Origin of the sequence: Parahoeflea alexandrii (assembly GCF_024105735.1) — a bacterium.
GTDB classification, from domain to species: domain Bacteria; phylum Pseudomonadota; class Alphaproteobacteria; order Rhizobiales; family Rhizobiaceae; genus Hoeflea; species Hoeflea alexandrii.
This window is the reverse complement of sequence record NZ_JAAAML010000001.1, coordinates 1,525,206-1,545,076: the sequence shown is the minus strand read 5'-3', so window position 1 is coordinate 1,545,076 and position 19,871 is coordinate 1,525,206. Positions and strand designations below refer to the sequence as shown.

Sequence of the window (19,871 nt, the reverse complement as noted above, 5' to 3'; positions counted from 1 at the left end):
ATGTTGTGCGCCCGCAACTGTTTTGTTATGAGAAGCGCCAACTGAACGGGCGGTTTTCTGCCGCCCCCCGACAACCCTCTCAAAAGGTCAAATAAGAATGGCAAAGATCAAGGTTGCAAACCCCGTGGTCGATCTCGACGGCGATGAGATGACACGCATCATCTGGCAGTTCATCAAGGAAAAGCTGATCCTGCCCTACCTCGATCTGCCGATCGACTATTACGACCTTTCGGTCGAGTATCGCGACGAGACCAACGACCAAGTCACGATCGACGCCGCCAACGCCATCAAGAAGCACGGCGTCGGCATCAAGTGCGCCACCATCACCCCCGATGAAGCCCGCGTCGAGGAATTCGGCCTCAAGAAGATGTGGCGTTCGCCCAACGGCACCATCCGCAACATCCTTGGCGGCGTCATCTTCCGCGAGCCGATCATCATGAAGAACGTGCCGCGCCTGGTTCCGGGCTGGACCAAGCCGATTATCGTCGGCCGTCATGCTTTCGGCGACCAGTACCGCGCCACCGATTTCAAGTTCCCCGGCAAGGGCAAGCTGTCGATCAAGTTCGTCGGCGATGACGGCGAGACCATCGAGCACGAAGTCTATGACGCACCATCCTCCGGCGTCGCCATGGCGATGTACAACCTTGATGATTCGATCCGCGATTTCGCCCGCGCCTCATTGAACTATGCGCTGATGCGCGGCGTGCCGTGCTACCTGTCGACCAAGAACACCATCCTCAAGGCCTATGACGGCCGCTTCAAGGATCTGTTCCAGGAAGTCTTCGATGCAGAATTCAAGGCTCAGTACGACGAAGCCAAGATCTGGTACGAGCACCGCCTGATCGACGACATGGTCGCTTCCGCGCTGAAATGGTCCGGCGGCTACGTCTGGGCCTGCAAGAACTATGATGGCGACGTGCAGTCCGACATCGTTGCCCAGGGCTTCGGCTCGCTCGGTCTCATGACCTCGGTCCTGATGACGCCGGATGGCAAGACGGTGGAAGCCGAAGCCGCCCACGGCACCGTGACCCGTCACTACCGCCAGCACCAGAAGGGTGAGGAAACCTCGACCAACTCGATCGCCTCGATCTTCGCCTGGACCCGTGGCCTGGCCCACCGCGCCAAGCTCGACGACAATGCCGAGCTCGCCACCTTCGCCGAAACGCTGGAAAAGGTCTGCATCCAGACCGTCGAATCGGGCTTCATGACCAAGGACCTGGCGCTGCTGATCGGTCCCGACCAGCCATGGCTCTCGACCACCGGCTTCCTCGACAAGATCGACGAGAACCTGCAGAAGGCCATGGGCTGATCCATGGCCACCGGACCTGCCGTCACGCTCAAGCGGTTGTGGCGGCAAAACCGGTGGCTCACGATTGCCTTTGCATTGACATTGACGCTGGCGCTGGTGTTCATCATCCGCGCCGGCGTTTTTCTTGTCTACTGGCAGCAGCATCAGGACGAACCGATCGAAGGCTGGATGACCGTCCGCTATGTCGCCCGCTCCTACCGGGTTGACCCGAAACTGGTTCACGATGCCATCGGCCTGCCGCAAACAGGCCCGGACCGCCGCCCGCTGATCAGGATCGCCAACGACCAGCGTCAGTCGCTCGACGCCCTGACCGACAGGATCATCGAGGCCATCAGGCTCGATCGCGCCATCCGCGGCGTTCCCGATGCCGGCCTCAACGCTGCCCGCCCGCCGCTGCCACGCGCCTCTGCGCCATCCGATCCCCAGCCATGACCGCAACCCTGCTGGAGTTCCTCACCAGCTATGGCCTCCCCGCAGCCGCCCTGCTGCTGGCCATCGGGCAAATGGGTGTGCCGCTGCCCACATCCCTGGCGTTGCTCACACTGGGGGCACTGGCCGCCAATGGCGACACCGGCCTGGCAAACGCCTTCATCTGGGCGCTGGGCGGGACCGTCCTGGGTGATCAGGGAGGCTATCTGGCGGGGCGCTTCGTCATCCTTTCCGCCGAGGGCCGCCCCGGCTTTCGCGGCAGAATGGCCAGAAAGGCGCGCTCCGCAGAGCCGCATCTCGCCAGATGGGGCGGAAGCGGCGTGTTCTTCACCCGTTGGCTGTTCACGCCGCTCGGCCCGGCCATCAACATCGCCAGCGGCATTGCCGGCCTCTCCTGGCCGCGTTTTTCTTTCTGGGGCGTTGCCGGTGAAGTTGTCTGGGTGTCGATCTACATTGCACTGGGTTACAGTTTCGGTTCGAACATCGAGACCCTGGCCGGTATTTTGGGCAACCTTTCAATGGCGCTCGCCATGCTGGCTCTGGCAGCCTTTCTCGGCTGGCGGTTGTTGCATGCCGTTCGCGCAACGCAGACCAGGGCACACGAGGATCGGGACGAAGAGCGATGAAATCTCCGGGCGATCGGGTAATTCCTGTCCTGTATGGCGCGAGCTACAGCGTCTACACGCGCATCTGCCTTTCCACGTTCGGGATGAAGGCTGTGCCCTTCCGGTTCGAAGCCCTCGATGTGTTTGCCGGGGACGGCCCCGCCCGGGCCCGCCTTGCGGGGCACCCGTTCGGCAAGATCCCTATCCTGCATCATGGCGATCTCACCCTTTACGAGACGCTCGCGATCACCCGCTACATTGATGATCGCTTCGAAGGCCCGCCGCTGCAACCCGATGATGCGGCCGGTCGCGCCCGCATGAACCAGTTCATTTCGATCGTCGACACCCAGGTCTACCCGGTCCTTGTCTGGGGACTCTACGTGCCGAAATCGGAAGGCAGGAAACCGAAGCCCGGGACGCTGGGCAAAGGCCGCGCTGTTCTCGCAGCACTTGAAACGCTTGCCGGGCCTGAATGGCTGTGCGGCGCCAGGCCGACGCTCGCCGATGCCTATCTCGCCGCCTGCATGGACTACATCATCGACAGCGCCGCCGGAAACGACATGGCCAGCCATGCGCCGCGATTGATGAACTGGTGGCAACGCGCCCAGGCACTGGAGCCAAAGGCCTGATACTGCGGCATGCCGCTGCCGAACAACCGCCGGAAGCCCGTCTACCTCTCCTGCTCGGCCGCCAGCGCGCGCACAGGCTGACGCAACAGCGTCCTGATCTTTTCCGGCGCCACCTTTCGCGGATCGTTGAGATAGATCTCGTGGTGCAGCCCGGCAGGCTGATAGCCATGTTCGGGCATGAACCGGTCGTGCAGATCGATCAGCAGCGGCGCCTCGTCGACATAAGGGCCGAAATAGAGCCGCTGCAGCGAACGTCCCTCCTCGTAGGCGTTCAAAGCCACAGCCTTAATCGCGCCCCTGGAGGCTTCGGCCTCGGCACCCTTGATCTTGCCCAGCACCGTCGCACGGACGGCCTCGAGATCCGCATCCGTGATCCAGTCCGGCTGCCGGATCATCATCCGCCATTTCCACGCCGCCCGGTCGCCTGCCCTGTACGCCTGCATGTCATCGGCCCACCACAGCCCCTCGAGCGGGCCGACCACGCAATCGCGGTCATGAACCGATTTCGACCGGAACTTCAGCCCGTAGGACAGGCTGTAGAGTGCGGAAACGGCCGCGGTGTAGCCGGGCGAGCACTGCGGATCGCCCTGCCCTTCGGCACTTAGAAACTGCCATTCGGGAACATCGACCAGTTCCCACCGGTCGGTCCTACCCGTGTAGAATGTCCTGTCGGTTTTCTTGAAATCGATCTTGTCCATGTCAGCCTCTCCAACCGCCACGCTTCAGCCGAGCTGCATGTGGATTTCAGTGAGCAATTCGGTGGGCGCGGCATCGAGCGGCGTGTTCAGATAGCGCTCCACCGCCGGGGCCGGACCGGCGCTTTCGCCGCTCGCCGCCAGCCAGGGCCCGAAGAACCAGTGATAGGCCTTGGCCAGTTCCGCATAGGGACCCTTGTGGGTGAGCACCGCATAGCGGCCTGCCGGCAGCACGCAGGTTTCCACCCCGTCCGGTGGCACAGAACCGGGCTTCAGCGCCATGCCGGCCAGCGACCTGAGCGCTTCGGGCGGGGTGATGTCGGGATCGGAGAAATAGACCGCGGCCATGCCCGCTGATTTCTCCCAGCCGCCTGTCCCCGCCATGTGCGAGCCGAACCTCTCGAAGGCCGCGCCAACTTCGATATAGGGTCCGGTGTGGGCAAGCCCTGCGATCACCACCGGTTCGTGCTCTTCTATGCGGACATCATACATGTCTTCGGTCTCCCGCCAGTCAGGATTGTCATAGCGCCGGTGACCGCCCTCGGCGCGATAGCGAAGCGGTGGCAGACCGAAATCGGATTTGAAGGCCTGGGAGAAAGCGCGCGGATTGGTGTATCCCGACCTCTCCGCGATCTCTTCGATCGGCAAAGTGCCGTTGACCAGGTCCGAGGCTGCACGGTGCAACCTCAGCCGTCTGACCGTCTGCCACACGGTTTCCCCGGTCAGTCCGCGATAGGTGCGGTGCCAGTGAAAGCGGGACAGGCAGGCGATGTCGGCAAGGTCGTCGAGATTGAGCGGCCCATCGAGATTGGCGCGGATATGTGACCGCACCCGCTCGAGCCGTTCGCGATAATCCCTGATACCTTGCGTCGTCGCCATGCCTCTCCCTCCGTCGGTCGACAGAGTAACAGCACACCGCGACCGCACAAATCTTGCTGAATTGCTTACCCCGGCACCGGCTGATGATTCCTGCAAACGCAAAACGCCCGGGACAGTCCCGGGCGTTTGACGAAATCAAATATTCAAGAACCGGCCGCGCAGGCAGCCTATCCGATGGCGGCCGCCACTGCGTCTACCGCCGCGCTGGCCTTGGTCCCATCCGGGCCACCGGCCTGGGCCATGTCGGGCCGTCCGCCACCGCCCTTGCCGCCGATGGCTTCGGAGCCAGCACGCACCAGATCGACCGCCGACAGTCGCGATGTCAGATCCTCTGTGACGCCGACCACAATACTGGCCTTGCCGTCTTCGCTGACTGCGACAAAGGCCGCCACGCCGGATCCAAGCGACGCCTTGGCGGCATCGACCAGCCCCTTGAGCTCCTTCGGCGCCACACCGGTAACCACCTTGCCGAGATACTTCACGCCACCAATGTCGCGGCTTTCATCGCCGCCCGCGGCACCGCCGCCGCCCAGCGCCAGCTTCTTGCGTGCTTCGGTAAGCTCGCGCTCGAGCTTCCTGCGCTCGTCCATCAGCGCTTCGATCCGCGAGGGAACGTCTCCAGGCTGCACCTTGAGCAGCGATGCCGCCTGCCTGAGCTTCTCGTCCTGCTCGCTCAGGTGCTGGCGCGCGGCATCGCCAGTCAATGCCTCGATGCGGCGCACCCCGGCGCTTACCGCGCTGTCCGACAAGACCCGCACCAGGCCGATCTCGCCGGTGGCGGCGACGTGGGTGCCGCCGCACAGCTCGACCGAGTAAGGACGGTTGGCCTTGACCCCGCGCATGGCCGTGCCCATCGACACCACCCGCACCTCGTCGCCGTATTTCTCGCCGAACAATGCCATGGCGCCCTCGGCAATGGCGTCATCGACCGCCATCAGCCGCGTTGTCACCGCGCTGTTCTGAAGGATGATCTCGTTGGCCATGGTCTCGACCTCGGCCAGTTCCTCCGCTGTCATCGGCTTGGGGTGAGAGACATCGAACCTCAGCCGCTCGGGCGCAACCAGCGATCCCTTCTGCGCCACATGGGTGCCAAGCACCTCCCGGAGCGCTTCGTGCAGAAGATGCGTGGCCGAATGATTGGCGCGGATCTTCGCCCGCCGGGAATGATCGACGGCCAGTTGCGCCACCGCACCCGTCGTCACGGCGCCCGAAACCACCTTCGCCCGGTGCACGAACAGGCCTTCGCCGCGCTTCTGCGTGTCGCTGACTTCGAGCTGGTAGCCTTCGCCCGAAATTTTGCCCTGGTCGCCCATCTGGCCGCCGGACTCACCATAAAACGGCGTCTGGTTGACCACGACATCGACCAGGTCACCGGCTTGCGCCGTGTCCACCTGCTTGCCGTCACGGACCAGCGCCTGGATGACGCCCTCTGCGGTCTCGGTATCATAGCCGAGGAAATCGGTGGCGCCGGCCTTGTCCTTGATCTCGAACCAGATCGTTTCGGTCGCCGCATCACCCGAGCCCGACCAGTGCTTGCGCGCCTCGGCCTTCTGCCGCTCCATCGCCTCGCTGAAACCCGCCGTGTCGACATCGACACCGCGCTGCCGGAGCGCATCCTGGGTCAGGTCGAGCGGAAAGCCATAGGTATCATAGAGCTTGAAGGCGGTCTCGCCATCGAGCCTGTCGCCCTCGCCAAGCTCGGCGCTGGCCTCGTCAAGCAGGCTGAGCCCGCGTTCCAGCGTCTTGCGGAAGCGGGTTTCCTCAAGCTTCAGCGTCTCCGAAATCAGCGCTTCGGCACGCTGCAGCTCCGGATAGGCGCGGCCCATCTCGGCCACCAGCGTCGGCAGCAGCCGGAACATCAGAGGATCGCGCGCACCGAGAAGCTGCGCATGGCGCATGGCCCGGCGCATGATCCGGCGGAGCACATAGCCGCGGCCCTCATTGGACGGCAGCACCCCGTCGGCAATCAGGAACGAAGCCGAACGCAGATGGTCGGCAATCACCCGGTGGCTGGCTCGGTTCTTGCCCTCGGCGGGGACGCCGGTGGCATCCTCCGAGGCAGAAATCAGCCGGCGGAACAGATCGATGTCGTAATTGTCGTGCTGCCCCTGCAACAGCGCCGCAATGCGCTCAAGCCCCATGCCGGTATCGATCGACGGCCGCGGCAGGTCGACCCGCTCATCGGTCGTGATCTGCTCGAACTGCATGAAAACCAGGTTCCAGATCTCGATGAAGCGGTCACCGTCTTCATCCGCCGAACCGGGAGGTCCGCCCCAGATATGATCGCCGTGATCGTAGAAGATCTCGGAACAGGGACCGCATGGCCCGGTATCACCCATCGCCCAGAAATTGTCATTGGTCGGGATCCGGATGATCCGGCTTTCGGGAATTCCGGCGATCTTGCGCCACAGATCGAAAGCATCGTCATCGGTGTGGTAGACCGTGACCAGCAGCCGCTCCTTGTTGATCGCGAAATCCCTGGTCAGAAGGTTCCAAGCAAGCTCGATCGCGCGCTCCTTGAAATAGTCGCCAAAGGAGAAATTGCCGAGCATCTCGAAGAACGTGTGATGGCGCGCGGTGTAGCCGACATTGTCGAGGTCGTTGTGCTTGCCGCCGGCACGCACGCATTTCTGCGAGGTCGCCGCCGTCGAATAGGGACGGTGTTCGAGTCCCGTAAAGACATTCTTGAACTGCACCATGCCCGCATTGGTAAACATCAGTGTCGGGTCATTGCGCGGCACCAGCGGGCTTGAGGCCACAACTTCATGCCCGTTTGTCTTGAAATAGTCGAGAAACGCCGACCGGATTTCGTTCACCCCACTCATGATCAACCCTTTGTCTGATAGGCAGGCAGTCCCGGAAACCGTGCCAGATGACCGTTCCGGAGTCCGCATCGCGACTTGCGGACCGCCGCTTTTATCGTTCGCCCGGATGCCTGTCCAGACGCCAGCCGCCGCACGCTCAACGGAAAACCGGCCGCAGGCCCTTCAAGGGACCGGCGACCGGCTCAAAACAGCGCGATGGCTGCGAAAACGGCCTACATTTCGGCCGCACCATCGCTGTCGTCGTTATCCTCGCCGCCACTGCGGCCATCCTCGAGGAACTTCTCGGCGATCAGCCCGGCGTTCTGTCGGAGCGCCAGTTCGATCTCGTCGGCCAGCACAGGGTTGTCGCGCAGGAACTGCTTGGCGTTCTCGCGCCCCTGCCCCAGCCGCTGGCTGTTGTAGGAGAACCAGGCGCCGGATTTCTCGACGATGCCGGCCTTGACGCCGAGATCGACCAGTTCGCCCATTTTCGACACGCCCTCGCCATACATGATGTCGAACTCGACCTGCTTGAAGGGCGGCGCCATCTTGTTCTTGACCACCTTGACCCGGGTCTGGTTGCCGACCACCTCGTCGCGGTCCTTGACCGAACCGATGCGGCGGATGTCGAGGCGCACCGAGGCGTAGAATTTCAGCGCATTGCCGCCGGTGGTGGTTTCGGGCGAGCCGAACATCACGCCGATCTTCATGCGGATCTGGTTGATGAAGATCACCATGCAGTTCGACCGCGAGATCGAGGCGGTGAGCTTCCTGAGCGCCTGGCTCATCAACCGCGCCTGCAGGCCGGGAAGGCTGTCGCCCATCTCGCCCTCGATTTCAGCCCGCGGCGTCAGCGCCGCCACCGAATCGACCACCAGAACATCAAGGGCGCCCGAGCGGACCAGCGTGTCGGTGATTTCAAGCGCCTGCTCGCCATTGTCGGGCTGCGAAATCAGCAGGCTCTCGAGATCGACACCGAGCTTGCGGGCATAGACCGGGTCGAGCGCATGCTCGGCGTCAATGAAGCCACAGATCCCGCCCTTCTTCTGGGCTTCCGCGATGGTCTGCAGCGCCAGTGTGGTCTTGCCCGAGCTTTCAGGCCCGAAAATCTCGATCACGCGGCCACGCGGCAGGCCGCCGATGCCGAGCGCGATGTCGAGCCCCAGCGAGCCGGTCGGAACCGTCTCGATCTCGACCACGCCCTCATTGGCGCCGAGCTTCATGATCGAGCCCTTGCCGAATGAACGTTCGATCTGGGAAAGTGCGGCGTCGAGCGCCTTGCTTTTGTCCACGGATTTTTCCTCTACCAGCCGCAAAGAGTTCTGTGCCATTCGGTCCACCTTTAGGTTATCGTGCCATCGCAAGCAATGAATGCTCGTTTGTCCAATTTGTACCCTATTTGTTCCGACTTCGCAAGGCCCCATCAAGGCGCTGAAATACAATGACAAATCCCTTCATGTTCTTTTTTTGTTTTTCAACTGCGGAGAGAGCTGCCGCAGGCGGGGCGGCGGTCAATCACCATTGCTTGCGGCGCGGGGCGATTCGCCCTGGCGCGGCTCTGGGGGGACATTGAGATGGCGCGCATTCTGGCAATCGGCGGTGCCCATATCGACCGCAAGGGCTGGCTTTCGGCCCCGCACCAGCCCGGCGCCTCCAATCCCGGCCGCTGGGAGACCGAGGCCGGCGGCGGCGCCTTCAACGCGGCGCGCAACCTGGCCCGGCTCGGCCACCAGGTCACCCTCGTCGCCCCCCGCGGCGGTGATGCGGCTGCCGACATGGTCGCCCGCGCGGCCGACGAGGCGGGCATCGAGGATTGCCCGCTGACCTTTATCGACCGCGCCACGCCGAGCTACTCGGCGATCCTCGAGCCAGACGGCAATCTGGTCACGGCACTGGCCGACATGGCGCTCTACGATCTCATCCCGGCGCGCCGGCTGCTGACGTCGCGGCTGCGCAAGCGCCTCACTGACGCCGATCTGCTGCTGATGGATTCCAACCTTCCGGCAAGCGCCCTCACCGCGATGGCCGAGGTCGCGTCTGAGCGCAGCCTGCCGCTGGCCGTCATTGCCGTTTCCCCGGCCAAGGTGGTGCGCTGGAAGCCAAGCCTGTCGAAGATCAGCTGTCTCGCCATGAATGCCGCCGAGGCCGCAGCCTTGACCGGCGCGCCGGCGCAATCGCCCGATGACTGGCAGGCGATGCTTTCTGCGAGCGGGCTGAAAGGCGGCCTTGTCACCGCCGGCGCGGGCCCGGTGGCGGCCTTTGCCTCCCTGCCCTCTACCACCGCATCCAGCGTATTGGTGCCGCCACCGCTCGACGATGTCCGTGATGTGGTCGGCGCCGGAGATGCCCTCGCCTCGGGCTATCTCGACGGCTGGCTGGCAGGAGACACAATCGGCGACAGCCTCACCCGTGGCATCGCGCTGGCCCGGCTGACGGCATCGGTGCGCGGACCCGTGCGGCAGGATTTGTCACGCGAGCTGCTTGCGCAAGCGCTCAAGACCATGCCAAAGCCAGCCCAATTCCCGTTGCCCGCCTCAGGAGCACCCGCATGAAAGCCCCCCTCACCATCGAAACCACGCCGGAAGTGAAGGCCGCCCTGTCGGCGGGCCGTCCGGTGGTGGCGCTCGAATCCACCATCATCACCCACGGCATGCCCTGGCCCGGCAACCGCGACATGGCGCTCGAGGTCGAGGCCGTTATCCGAGCGGAAGGCGCCGTGCCCGCCACCATCGCCGTCATCGACGGCCGCCTGCATGCGGGCCTCGACGAGGCCGCCATCACCGCGCTCGCCCAGGCGAAAGATGTGATGAAACTCTCGCGCGCCGACTTTGCCTATGCGCTGGCCGAAGGCCGCACCGGCGCGACCACGGTTGCTGCCACCATGATCGCGGCCCATCTCGCCGGCATTTCGGTCTTTGCCACCGGCGGCATCGGCGGCGTGCACCAGGGCGCTGCGGAAAGTTTCGATATCTCCGCCGATCTCGACGAGCTCGGCCGCACCCCGGTCATCGTCGTCTCCGCCGGCGCCAAGGCCATTCTCGACATTCCCAAGACACTTGAAGCACTCGAGACCCGCGGCGTGCCGGTGGTGGCTTTCGGCCAGGACGCCATGCCCGCCTTCTGGTCGCGCGAGTCCGGCCTCAACGCCCCGCTCAGGCTCGACACGCCGCAGGCCATTGCCCGTTTCGAGGCAACGCGCCGGGCGCTGGGCCACCATGGCGGCATGCTGATCGCCAACCCGGTGCCGGTGGAGGACGAAATCGCGGCGAGCGAAATGAACCGGCACATCGCAGCAGCACTGGCCACGGCGAAGGCCAGGGGCATAGAGGGCAAGGCGGTCACACCGTTCCTGCTCGGCGAGATCCTGAACCTGACCGATGGCGAGAGCCTCAAGACCAACATCGCGCTGGTGCTGGGCAATGCCCGCCTCGCCGCCCGCATCGCCGGTGAATTGACCGCCGCAACCGCCTGACCGCCAGCCTGCGCCTGCTATCAATACGAGAGGACCTTGCCATGAAGCCACCCCGCCGCACCGGCAGCGCCTTCGAACGCGCCGAAGCCGCCTTCAAGTCCGCAACCACCAAGCCGGTTGAGGCAGCGTCCAGGCCCGCGCCCAAGACCATCGGCGTGCCTGAAGGCAAGGAGATGGTCTCGATCCGCCTCGACCGCGCCGTGCTTGAGCATTTCCAGGAAGACGGCCCCGGCTGGCAGGACCGCATCAACGCGGCACTTCGCACCGCCGCGAGGCTGGAAGGGGAATAGGGTTCGGCGTCCGGCGATTAGTTGGCCCGCTCCCGGAATTCCGTCATCCCGGACTTGAGCCAGACAAGCGAAGTGAGGTCGCAGACAGCGGGATCCGGTGACCCGACGCCTGTCGGGTCGAAAGACTGATTCAGCCCAGGGAGTTGGGCTGGCTGGATTCCGGAACAGGTCCGGAATGACGGGGGATGATTGCCTTTGCGCGCCCTGACAATCCCCTTGCAGCCCCCATGAGTTCCGCGACAACCGCTATCGCACCATCAGCAAATCCCTCAGCCCCCAGCCCGACACAAAAAGACCCGGCCGCTTGCGCAGCCGGGTCCGGTGTCGCCTCAAACGATCTGGTGCGTCGCTGATCAGCTCAGCGGCGAGATCTGGATTGTCACGCGGCGGTTGGCGGCGCGGCCGGCCTCCGTGCCGTTGTCGGCGATCGGCTGGCTTTCGCCAAACCCTTGCGTGAAGAAGCGGCGCGGGTCGTTGCCCTGCGAGATCAGGTAGCTCGTTACCGACTGCGCCCGCTGCTGCGACAGTGTCAGGTTGTAGCTGTCCGACCCGGTCGAGTCGGTGTGCCCGGCGACGTCGACCAGCGAACGGTTGAACTTCTGCAGCACCAGCGCCACCGAATTCAGCGTGTCGTAGAACTGCGGCTTGACCGCCGACTGGTCGGTATCAAAAGTGATGTTGGAGGGCATGTTGAGCACGATCTTGTCGCCGACGCGGGTCACCGACACGCCGGTGCCCTGCAGCTGTGCGCGAAGCTGGGCTTCCTGCTGGTCCATGTAGCCGCCCACGGCGCCGCCGGCGAGCGCGCCGATGCCGGCACCGATCAGCGCGTTGCGGCGGTCGTCGCCGCCGGCCAGCGTGCCCAGCGCCGCGCCGCCGAGCGCGCCAAGCGCCGCGCCGCCGGCCAGGTTGGAAACCTTCTGCTGACCGGTATAGGGATCGGTCGTGCAGCCGGAGACGAAGACGGCGGCAAGCGCCGCGATCAAAAGTTTGGATTTCATGGTGGCCCCTCTTGGCGAAACTCGAAAATCGGACTTTAGCGGAAAATGCGGCAGGATGATGAATATTCTGTCACCGCAAAATTAACCCTGTGCCGGGCCGTCAGTATCTCGGATCCTGGCAGATCTTCTTGCCGCAGGCTTGACCCGTCCGCCCCGGCTGGCGCAGATGGCGCGGATTGATCCCCGTAGATGCGATTCCGCCCCCAATGATTGACCTTCGACCCGACGTGGTGTTTGTGATTGACGGCAGCCTCTGGCGCGATTTTCTGGCGCTGCGCGATGAGTGCGGCGATGCTCTCACCAATCGATTTTACGAGGAATGTGTCTGGCGCACGCGCCGCGCCATTCGCGCGGGCGATCCGAAGCTGGCGCTGCACTGGCAGCGCGTGCGGCGCTTCGCCGAAGCCTACAGCGTCTCCTGGGTGAGCGCGGTCGAGGTCGACGGCGAGCTGATCCGCGAGGTGCCCAAATCCTCCGCCCTGCGCTATCCGGAAGACAACGCGCTCAAACGCATCGAGATCGGTGCGGAGCTGGCGTGACGCCGTTCTGGCCATCGCCGATCCCAGCATCATAGCCGCGATTGTCGGAATCCATCGACAGAATGGCCAGGAACAGTTCAGGCGAGATACTCGTGGTCATGATCAATTGCTCCTGAGATATCCGATTTCGGGCGGCAGCGTATTGGTGAATGGATTTTTTGGATCTGTTCGGTAGGCGGAAAGATTGTCCAACCACCCCAGCACCGCCTCCACCCGGCCCATGGTCACCGGCTCGTCGGTGATCGCAAGCGTGATCGAGGAGAGCGCATAGCCGGGGCCGAACTGGGCTGCGAGATCGTCGGGATCGACGCGTTGAACGCTCGCCGGGTCATTGATGTCGGCGAAGGTGACCAACAGCGGGTAAGCCTCGACCGGAAGGACAAGCGGCTCCTTCAGTCCGAGAATGGCCCGGCTGTTGTCCTTCATGCTGGCGCCGCGGCCATCCTTGTTGCGGAACTGGTAGAGCAGCTTGCTGTCCATGCCCTTGAGCAGCGTAAACAGATAGCGCCCGTTGCCGAGCTTCACCACGGGAGCTTCCCCCGTCAGATTGAAGCCGCCGCCCTTGGCATCGCCTACGATAAAGGGAATGCCGCCGCTCCACGAGACTTCCATGACGCTTGCGCCGGACACTTCGCCATTCGGGGTTGCGACCGTGACTGTCACCTTCTGCTGCCAGCTGACATCATTGCCGCAGCCGGCCAGCCCCGCGACGGCCAAGGCCAGTACCAAACCCGTCCAAAACCCGCGCCAGTCACTCATGCGTACTGCCCTCCACTCTCGTCATCCTCGGCCTCCGAGCAAAACAAGCGAAGCGCCGTCGTTGCCTCCGAGGATCCATTCCGTGATCCTCCGGTATACCGTTTGTCTGGAGAGATATCGGAATGGATCCCAGGGTCGGAGCCCTGGGATGACGAATGAAGTTGATGCGCCCAGAATCGACGATGTAGCCCGCGCTTGGCCTGTGTCTCCGTCGCTTCTGACTCATCGCACCCCCGCCCTCTGCAACCCAGAGACGAGCACCGTTTGCCATTGCGCACAACCCGAAATTCTATTGAGCCTGCTGGTATGCTTGACGGTCCGTTAGCACCGGCCCGCTCGAAGCGCCCGCAGATTTGCGCCCCGCCTCAGGCGTCCAGCATCTCGCGCACCGCCGTTGCCAACTGCTTGAGCGAGAACGGCTTGGCGAGGAAGCCGAACTTGGCGTCGGCGGGCAGGTTTTTCGCGAACGCGTCCTCGGCATAGCCTGAGACAAAGATGAACTTCATGTCGGGGTAATCCTTGCGCAGCTCGGTCAGAAGCGTCGGCCCGTCCATCTCCGGCATCACAACGTCGGAGACGACGATGTCGACCTTGCCCTCGAGCTCCTGCAGCACTTCCAGCGCCTCGACGCCGGTGCCCGCCTCGTGCACTTCGTAGCCGCGGGCCTCGAGCATGCGCTTGCCGCCGCGCCTGACCGCTTCCTCGTCCTCGACCAGCAGCACCACGGCCGAGCCGCCGGTGAGGTCTTCGGGTCCGTCCGAACCCGCCTTTGCGGCTGCGCCAGGCGTACCCTCGGCAGCGGCGCGGCCGGCGGCGGCCTCGGCTTCGGCCAAAGCTGCCGCCTTCTCAGCCTCGTCCTCAACGTGGCGCGGCAGGTAGATGCGGAAAATGGTGCCCTGGCCCACTTCGGATTCGGGATAGATATAGCCTCCCGACTGCTTGACGATGCCGTAAACCATCGACAGCCCCAGCCCGGTGCCCTTGCCGACATCCTTGGTGGTGAAGAACGGCTCGAAAACCTTTTCCATCACCTCCGGCGCGATTCCCGTGCCCTGGTCGGCGACCTCGATCAGCACATAGTCGCCGACCTCCATGCCGCGGTGGTTGAGGCCTTCGACCTCGTCGGCCTCGACATTGCGGGTCCTGACCGTGATCGTGCCACCCTCGGGCATGGCGTCACGGGCATTGACGGCGAGGTTGATCAGCACCTGCTCGAACTGGCCCAGATCGGTCTTGACCGGCCAAAGGTCGCGGCCAAATTCGAGATCGAGCTTGACATTGGTGCCGGTCAGCCGGTCGACCAGCATTCGAAGGTCCCCGATCACATCTGTCATCGACAACACCGTCGGCCGCATCGTCTGCTTGCGCGAGAACGCCAGGAGCTGCCGCACCAGCACCGCGGCACGGTTGGCGTTACGCTTGATCTCGATGAGGTCGGCAAAGCTCGAATCCGCGGGCCTCAGCGACATCAGCAGGTGGTCTGCCGACAGCAGGATCGCCGTCAGCACGTTGTTGAAGTCGTGCGCGATACCGCCGGCGAGCGTTCCCACGGCATTCATCTTCTGGGTTTGCGCCATCTGCGCTTCCAGCGCCTTCTGCTCGGTGGTCTCCACCGCGTAGATGATCGCGGTCTCTTCCGGCGCTTCTTCCGAATGTTCGATCACCGCGTTGACGTAGAAGCGGAAATGCCGCTCCTCGTTGTCGGCGCGGCGGCTGTCGATCGGCGCGATGTCGCCCTGCTTGTCGGCCGCCTGGGAAAGCGCGTCCTGAAAACTCTTGCGGTCATCCTCGCGCAGCACGGTCTCAAACAGCGAGCCGCGCTCCATGTCGTCGCGCGTCACCAGGCCGTGAAACATCTGCAGGAACGGTCCGTTGGTCCTCAGGATCTTACCGTCGCCGTCGACCGAGGCGATCGCCATCGGCGTGTTGTTGAAGAAACGGGTAAAGCGCATCTCGGCGCTTGCCGCATCGTGCACGCCCGAGCCGCCCTCTTCGCGGCTGATGACGATGGTCCGGCTTTCGCCCGGCGCGCCGTCGCGGGTGGCCGAAACCCGGTGCACCAGCCGCACCGGCAGGCTCTGGCCGTTGGATTTCAAAAGATCGAGATCAAGCTGCGCGGTGCGGTTGAGGCCCGGTTCGGCCTGCACCGATTCGACCAGCGCCATGCCGGCGCCGGCAACGAGATCGCGCAGCATCACCTTGCCCGGCAGGAACGAGGTCAGGTCGATGCCGAGCCAGTCGGCCAGCGTCGCGTTGAGATAGACGATCTCGCCGTCGCGGCCCGCCGAGAAGAAGCCGACCGGCGCATGATCGAGATAGTTGATGGCGTTCTGCAGCTCCTTGAACACCATTTCCTGCTCGGTGCGCTCATGGCTGATATCGGACAATTGCCACGCCATCAGCGTGACGTCCTTTTCACCCGAGGCGACCGGCCGGCCGCGCAGCCGGTACCAGTGGCCCGCATCGGTGCTCTCCTGGCCGGAGCCCAGCGGCTGCGGCATGCGGAACTCTTCCTGCCCCTCCCGGCCCTCGCGCATGGCGTTGGTCAGCCGGTAGACGGCTTCGGCCGATTCCCGGTGCCGCGACAGGATCGCCTCGATCGACTGTACGTCGCTCGCACTGGTCGAGCCGGTCAGCCGCCCGTAGGCGTGGTTGGCATAGATCACGCGGCCCTTCTGGTCGGTGACCAGCGTGCCTTCTGGATGGGTGTCGATGAAGGCGCGGGCCAGCGGGTCGGCGGTGGTCTTCGGCATGATGTCGACGAAGCCGATCACCGTGGAGACCAGGAAGAAGATGCCGACCACGGCGAGCACGCCGAGAATGCCGAGCATCAGCTCGTTGTTGAGCTTGTCCTTGAACAGGAAGAAGGTGACCGACGCGCCGATCATCACCAGCGCGAGGAAGATCAGCCTCGACACCGAGCGTGGTTTTGCGCTTCGGTCTACAAGCGCCGCCGGGTTGCCGGCCGCAGGTGTCGTCTCGGTCATGAATCGCTCTTTCGCCCCGCCACGGATCCGTCCGGTTTGAATCACATTCCGCCGCTGATGGAAAGCCCAAACACGGCTGCTTGCGGTTTGGCCGCCCAGTTTGCCGGAGAATCCGACGCCGCCCGGCGACCGCGAGGCATACCCTCGCCACATTTCACACCATATTGGATAAATCCCGCGCGCCGCTTGTGGACCGGGTGCAAAACAAGTCAAATACATTCTGGTCACGATCAGATCCGGAAAACGACCCGGATTTCATCGCCAAATCTGGACTGAAACAGGAGGACACCGGATGCCGGACAATCTTTTGGGCGGCCAGGGTGCAACTCTGCTGACCGCCATCATCATCGTCGCCGTGGCGCTTCTGGCCCTGGTCGGGGTGTTCTGGCTGATCCGCAACCGCGCCGCCTCGACCTTCATCCGCGGCGGCAAGAACCGCCAGCCGCGCCTGGCCGTGCTCGATGCCACAGCGGTCGACACACGCCGCCGGCTGGTGCTGATCCGGCGCGACGATGTCGAGCATCTGGTCATGATCGGCGGACCGACCGACATCGTCATCGAAAGCCGCATCACCCCGCACGACGACATCCAATCCGCGCAGGCAGCCCAGCCGCGCCAGCAGCGGGCAGCACCGCCTGCGCCGGAACCGGCGCGCCCTGCCCGCGCCGCTGCCCCGGTCCAGGCCGCGCCGCAACCACCCGAACGGCAGGCCCGCTCGGCCGACACCGCCGCCCCGACGCCGCCCCAGGCCCGGCAGCAGCCGGTTTCGGCGCCACTGGCGGCAGCATCCGCAGGCGCCGCCGCTGCCCCGGCAGACAGCGCCCGCAGCGAGGCGGCGGACCTGCTGGAAACCGCCCGGAACAGGGTTTTCGAGGAGCCGTCCTTTGAGGACGCCGGCCTTGATGAGGACCTGTCAGCCGCCCCGAAACCGGCGCCGGCTGCACAAGCCCGGCAACAGCCCGCACCCGCTTCGCGTCCCGAGGTTTCCCAGGCCGCATCGCCGGGCGCAAGACTGGGCGCCGGACCGGGCGCCGCAGCCGCCGACCCGATCCAGGCCAAGGCCGTCGATGTGCTTGACACCGTCAGGACCCGGGTCTTCGAAGAACCGAGTTTTGACGAGAGCGCCTTTGACGAACTGACCTCCGCGCCACAGCCGGACCCTGCCCGCGCCACCCGCCCCCCTCCCTCGGCGCCTGTCGCTCCGGCAGCTTCTGCACCTGCGGCGGCATTGGCGGCAACCGGGTCAGGCATGGCAACCAGCCGCCCGGCTCCGGCGGCCGAGCAGCCTGCCGCGGCCTCTTCCGACTTCGAGACCGTCCTCGCCGCGGAACTGTCGCAGGACCTGACGATCGAGCCCGCACAGGACAGCCTCATCACCGCGCATTACAGCGAGCACCAGCTCGACCCCGAGGAAGCCGAACTGCTCGAAGCCCCGGAAGTCCAGCCGGAAACACAGGAATCAAGGGACTCGCTCGAGGCCGAGATGGAACGGCTGCTTGGCGACCTGTCGCGCAAGACCTGAGAGTGGAACTGCTCGCCTCCATAGAACGGCTTGACCCGCCCGGCGCAGGTATGGTGCCGGACTGGATCTGGCTTGCCGCAACCTGGTTCGGCGCTGGGCTGCTGGCGCCGTTCCGGGCCGGGCTCGCCGTCTTCGCGGTGCTTCCGATGCTGGCGCTGGCAATCGCGCTTCCAAGATACGTCCTGCCGGTCCTCGCCGTTGCGATCTTCCTCGCCGGCGTTCATGTGGCAACGGAGATCGAACTGGCGACCGGCGACAAGGACGACCGCCGGATCGTGATTGACGAGGTCGCCGCATTCGTCCTCGGAGCCGCCATCATTCGCCAGGCCGGATGGAAAATGCTTGTGCCGTTCGCGGCCATCTTCCTGTTTCTGGATCGGCTCAAGCCCTGGCCGATGGCCTATGTCGAACAACTGCCCTCGGGCTGGGGCGTGATGGCGGATGACCTTGTGCCGGCAGTGGTCCTCGGCGTGCTGTTCATGGGCGTTCAGACCCTGATCAGACGACGGACGACCTGAACCGGGCCTCGGCGCAGCAGACCGATGTTAAAGTGCGCAAGCCCGTTCAAGCCACGTTGGGGGAATCCGGAGCCTTGCTGACCAGCAGCTTGTCAATGCGGCGGCCATCAAGATCGATGATCTCGAAGCGCCAGCCTTTCGCCGTGAAGCTTTCGCCGAGCGCAGGCAGGCGCTTCATTTCGTCGATGGCGAAGCCGGCCACCGTCTCGTAGTCGAAATCCTTGTCGAGCGAGAACCCCATTTCATCGGCAAACTCGTCAATTGGCATCCAGCCCGAGACGAGAAAAGAGCCGTCTTCCCGCTCCAGCATGGCGGCCTCCTCGGTGGTGTCCTCACGAAACACCCCGGTGATCGCCTCCAGCACATCGCCCGACGAAATGACCCCTTCAAAATGGCCGTATTCGTCATAGACCAGCACCATGTGCGAAGGTGACTTGCGCAGCGACCCGATCACATCCATCGCTCCCGACCGGTCGGACACCACCGGCGCGTCGCGCATCAGGCTGCGAACGTCAAGATTGGCGCCCTGCAGGAAGGCGTCCAGCGCATCCTTGACGAAGATGACACCGATGATCTCGTCCGTGGGCCCGTTCCGAACCGGAAGGCGGGTCCGGTTCGAGTTGCGCAACTGCTCGCGGATATCGGCCGGATCATCCTCGATGTCGATGACCTCCACCTCGCGGCGCGGCGTCATCAGACCGCGCGCCGTGCGATCGGCAAGCCGCATGACGCCCGATATCATTTCCGATTCCGCTGTTTCGATCACACCGGCGCTCTGCGCCTCGGCCAGCACCGAACGGACCTCCTCGTCGGTCATCCTCTGGTTTGTTTCACCCTTTTGGCCCAGAAGCGCCAGAACCGCCTTCCCCGAGGCGTTCAGCAGCCAGACCAGAGGCAGGGCGACCCTCGACAGCATCGCCATCGCCGGCGCGACCTTCGCCGCCACGGCTTCCGGCGCCCGCAAGGCGATCTGCTTGGGCACCAACTCGCCCACGATCAGCGACAGATAGGTGATGGCCAGGACGACCGAACCGACGCCAAGGGCATCCGCCATCACGTCCGTCAGACCCCGGGCTTCGAGCCAGTCCGCCAACCGCGCGCCCAGCGTCGCACCCGAAAACGCGCCGGACAGGACGCCGACCAGCGTGATGCCGATCTGCACCGTGGACAGGAACCGTCCCGGATCCTCCGCCAGGCGAAGCGCCGTGGCGGCTCCCGTGCTGCCCTGGTCGGCGAGCAGCTTCAAGCGAACGGGGCGCGAGGAGACGACAGCCAGCTCCGACATGGCGAGAACGCCATTGATCAGGATAAGGACGATGACGATAGCGATTTCGATAAACACGCGAGGTCCATTGATTGGGTCTGGATGTCCGGCAACGCAACAGCGCCGGACTCCGGGATGCCGATGAGCCGGCCAATCCTCCCATCCTTGC

18 protein-coding genes are annotated in these 19,871 nt (G+C 64.4%); 10 read left to right on the top strand and 8 right to left on the bottom strand.

From position 1 onward, the window contains the following. Positions 1-97: 97 nt before the first annotated feature. From GTW23_RS07115 to GTW23_RS07100, 4 genes are read left to right on the top strand one after another with little or no spacing between them, the layout of a single operon-like run. A complete protein-coding gene (locus GTW23_RS07115; RefSeq protein ID WP_152008448.1) occupies positions 98-1,309 on the top strand; it encodes an NADP-dependent isocitrate dehydrogenase in 1,212 nt (403 codons plus the stop codon). A gap of 3 nt (positions 1,310-1,312) precedes the next feature. Further along, entirely contained in the window at positions 1,313-1,741 is a 429-nt protein-coding gene (locus GTW23_RS07110; RefSeq protein ID WP_152008447.1) for a hypothetical protein, read from the top strand. Continuing rightward, on the top strand, positions 1,738-2,364 hold the full coding sequence (locus tag GTW23_RS07105; RefSeq protein WP_152008446.1) for a DedA family protein: 627 nt from the start codon (positions 1,738-1,740) through the stop codon (positions 2,362-2,364). The genes GTW23_RS07110 and GTW23_RS07105 overlap by 4 nt, the downstream gene beginning before the upstream one ends. Next, positions 2,361-2,972, top strand: a complete 612-nt coding sequence (locus GTW23_RS07100; protein WP_252915208.1) for a glutathione S-transferase family protein — start codon at positions 2,361-2,363, stop codon at positions 2,970-2,972. Before GTW23_RS07105 ends, GTW23_RS07100 begins: the two co-directional genes overlap by 4 nt. 41 nt (positions 2,973-3,013) lie before the next feature. Here the strand turns inward: GTW23_RS07100 and GTW23_RS07095 are convergent, their stop codons facing one another. From GTW23_RS07095 to recA, 4 genes are all read right to left on the bottom strand, one after another. Beyond that, the gene (locus GTW23_RS07095; protein ID WP_252915207.1) at positions 3,014-3,670 is read right to left on the bottom strand and encodes a GyrI-like domain-containing protein; all 657 of its coding nucleotides are present in this window, start codon (positions 3,668-3,670) and stop codon (positions 3,014-3,016) included. Between the two features lie 24 nt (positions 3,671-3,694). Continuing rightward, the gene (locus GTW23_RS07090) at positions 3,695-4,546 is read right to left on the bottom strand and encodes an AraC family transcriptional regulator (protein ID WP_252915206.1); all 852 of its coding nucleotides are present in this window, start codon (positions 4,544-4,546) and stop codon (positions 3,695-3,697) included. A 167-nt stretch (positions 4,547-4,713) separates the two neighbouring features. Then, positions 4,714-7,371: an alanine--tRNA ligase gene (alaS, locus tag GTW23_RS07085; RefSeq protein WP_252915205.1), complete on the bottom strand. Its 2,658-nt coding sequence runs from the start codon at positions 7,369-7,371 to the stop codon at positions 4,714-4,716. Between the two features lie 212 nt (positions 7,372-7,583). Then, on the bottom strand, positions 7,584-8,681 hold the full coding sequence (gene recA, locus GTW23_RS07080; protein WP_152008441.1) for a recombinase RecA: 1,098 nt from the start codon (positions 8,679-8,681) through the stop codon (positions 7,584-7,586). Positions 8,682-8,924: 243 nt separating this feature from the next. Between recA and GTW23_RS07075 the strand changes: the two genes are divergently transcribed. The 3 genes from GTW23_RS07075 to GTW23_RS07065 are packed head-to-tail and all read left to right on the top strand — an operon-like array spanning position 8,925 to position 11,112. After that, positions 8,925-9,902 carry a carbohydrate kinase family protein gene (locus GTW23_RS07075; protein ID WP_252915204.1) on the top strand — a complete coding sequence of 326 codons (978 nt, stop codon included), beginning with the start codon at positions 8,925-8,927 and terminating at the stop codon, positions 9,900-9,902. Further along, on the top strand, positions 9,899-10,822 hold the full coding sequence (locus GTW23_RS07070; RefSeq protein ID WP_252915203.1) for a pseudouridine-5'-phosphate glycosidase: 924 nt from the start codon (positions 9,899-9,901) through the stop codon (positions 10,820-10,822). Before GTW23_RS07075 ends, GTW23_RS07070 begins: the two co-directional genes overlap by 4 nt. 41 nt (positions 10,823-10,863) lie before the next feature. Further along, positions 10,864-11,112 carry a BrnA antitoxin family protein gene (locus GTW23_RS07065; RefSeq protein ID WP_252915202.1) on the top strand — a complete coding sequence of 83 codons (249 nt, stop codon included), beginning with the start codon at positions 10,864-10,866 and terminating at the stop codon, positions 11,110-11,112. 353 nt (positions 11,113-11,465) lie between these two features. Here the strand turns inward: GTW23_RS07065 and GTW23_RS07060 are convergent, their stop codons facing one another. Next, positions 11,466-12,113, bottom strand: coding sequence for a YiaD family glycine zipper/OmpA-like lipoprotein (locus GTW23_RS07060; RefSeq protein ID WP_152008437.1), 648 nt, complete (start codon positions 12,111-12,113; stop codon positions 11,466-11,468). 206 nt (positions 12,114-12,319) lie between these two features. On the opposite strand from GTW23_RS07060, the gene GTW23_RS07055 reads away from it, so the two are divergent. After that, on the top strand, positions 12,320-12,652 hold the full coding sequence (locus GTW23_RS07055) for a hypothetical protein (protein WP_252915201.1): 333 nt from the start codon (positions 12,320-12,322) through the stop codon (positions 12,650-12,652). A gap of 102 nt (positions 12,653-12,754) precedes the next feature. On the opposite strand, the gene GTW23_RS07050 is transcribed toward GTW23_RS07055, so the two are convergent. Together GTW23_RS07050 and cckA are read right to left on the bottom strand one after the other, a co-directional pair. Next, complete coding sequence (locus tag GTW23_RS07050; protein ID WP_152008435.1) at positions 12,755-13,411, bottom strand: hypothetical protein; 657 nt, start codon at positions 13,409-13,411, stop codon at positions 12,755-12,757. A 365-nt stretch (positions 13,412-13,776) separates the two neighbouring features. After that, positions 13,777-16,398, bottom strand: a complete 2,622-nt coding sequence (gene cckA, locus GTW23_RS07045; protein WP_252915200.1) for a cell cycle histidine kinase CckA — start codon at positions 16,396-16,398, stop codon at positions 13,777-13,779. A gap of 292 nt (positions 16,399-16,690) precedes the next feature. On the opposite strand from cckA, the gene GTW23_RS07040 reads away from it, so the two are divergent. Both GTW23_RS07040 and GTW23_RS07035 read left to right on the top strand, forming a co-directional pair. After that, on the top strand, positions 16,691-17,920 hold the full coding sequence (locus GTW23_RS07040) for a flagellar biosynthetic protein FliO (protein WP_252915199.1): 1,230 nt from the start codon (positions 16,691-16,693) through the stop codon (positions 17,918-17,920). A gap of 2 nt (positions 17,921-17,922) precedes the next feature. Then, entirely contained in the window at positions 17,923-18,438 is a 516-nt protein-coding gene (locus GTW23_RS07035; protein ID WP_252915198.1) for a phosphatidylglycerophosphatase A family protein, read from the top strand. 46 nt (positions 18,439-18,484) lie between these two features. Here GTW23_RS07035 and GTW23_RS07030 read toward each other — a convergent pair whose 3' ends face one another. Then, positions 18,485-19,780, bottom strand: coding sequence for a hemolysin family protein (locus tag GTW23_RS07030; protein ID WP_252915197.1), 1,296 nt, complete (start codon positions 19,778-19,780; stop codon positions 18,485-18,487). Positions 19,781-19,871 lie beyond the last annotated feature (91 nt).

What these genes read in the sequence shown, in the direction of transcription:
- GTW23_RS07055 (WP_252915201.1), top strand. Translation starts at nt 12,320, where the DNA reads ATGATTGACCTTCGACCCGACGTGGTGTTTGTGATTGACGGCAGCCTC.
- GTW23_RS07070 (WP_252915203.1), top strand. Translation starts at nt 9,899, where the DNA reads ATGAAAGCCCCCCTCACCATCGAAACCACGCCGGAAGTGAAGGCCGCC.
- GTW23_RS07095 (WP_252915207.1), bottom strand. Translation starts at nt 3,670, where the DNA reads ATGGACAAGATCGATTTCAAGAAAACCGACAGGACATTCTACACGGGT.
- GTW23_RS07050 (WP_152008435.1), bottom strand. Translation starts at nt 13,411, where the DNA reads ATGAGTGACTGGCGCGGGTTTTGGACGGGTTTGGTACTGGCCTTGGCC.
- GTW23_RS07100 (WP_252915208.1), top strand. Translation starts at nt 2,361, where the DNA reads ATGAAATCTCCGGGCGATCGGGTAATTCCTGTCCTGTATGGCGCGAGC.
- GTW23_RS07115 (WP_152008448.1), top strand. Translation starts at nt 98, where the DNA reads ATGGCAAAGATCAAGGTTGCAAACCCCGTGGTCGATCTCGACGGCGAT.
- GTW23_RS07065 (WP_252915202.1), top strand. Translation starts at nt 10,864, where the DNA reads ATGAAGCCACCCCGCCGCACCGGCAGCGCCTTCGAACGCGCCGAAGCC.
- GTW23_RS07090 (WP_252915206.1), bottom strand. Translation starts at nt 4,546, where the DNA reads ATGGCGACGACGCAAGGTATCAGGGATTATCGCGAACGGCTCGAGCGG.
- alaS (WP_252915205.1), bottom strand. Translation starts at nt 7,371, where the DNA reads ATGAGTGGGGTGAACGAAATCCGGTCGGCGTTTCTCGACTATTTCAAG.
- GTW23_RS07105 (WP_152008446.1), top strand. Translation starts at nt 1,738, where the DNA reads ATGACCGCAACCCTGCTGGAGTTCCTCACCAGCTATGGCCTCCCCGCA.
- GTW23_RS07040 (WP_252915199.1), top strand. Translation starts at nt 16,691, where the DNA reads ATGCCGGACAATCTTTTGGGCGGCCAGGGTGCAACTCTGCTGACCGCC.
- GTW23_RS07110 (WP_152008447.1), top strand. Translation starts at nt 1,313, where the DNA reads ATGGCCACCGGACCTGCCGTCACGCTCAAGCGGTTGTGGCGGCAAAAC.
- recA (WP_152008441.1), bottom strand. Translation starts at nt 8,681, where the DNA reads ATGGCACAGAACTCTTTGCGGCTGGTAGAGGAAAAATCCGTGGACAAA.
- GTW23_RS07060 (WP_152008437.1), bottom strand. Translation starts at nt 12,113, where the DNA reads ATGAAATCCAAACTTTTGATCGCGGCGCTTGCCGCCGTCTTCGTCTCC.
- cckA (WP_252915200.1), bottom strand. Translation starts at nt 16,398, where the DNA reads ATGACCGAGACGACACCTGCGGCCGGCAACCCGGCGGCGCTTGTAGAC.
- GTW23_RS07075 (WP_252915204.1), top strand. Translation starts at nt 8,925, where the DNA reads ATGGCGCGCATTCTGGCAATCGGCGGTGCCCATATCGACCGCAAGGGC.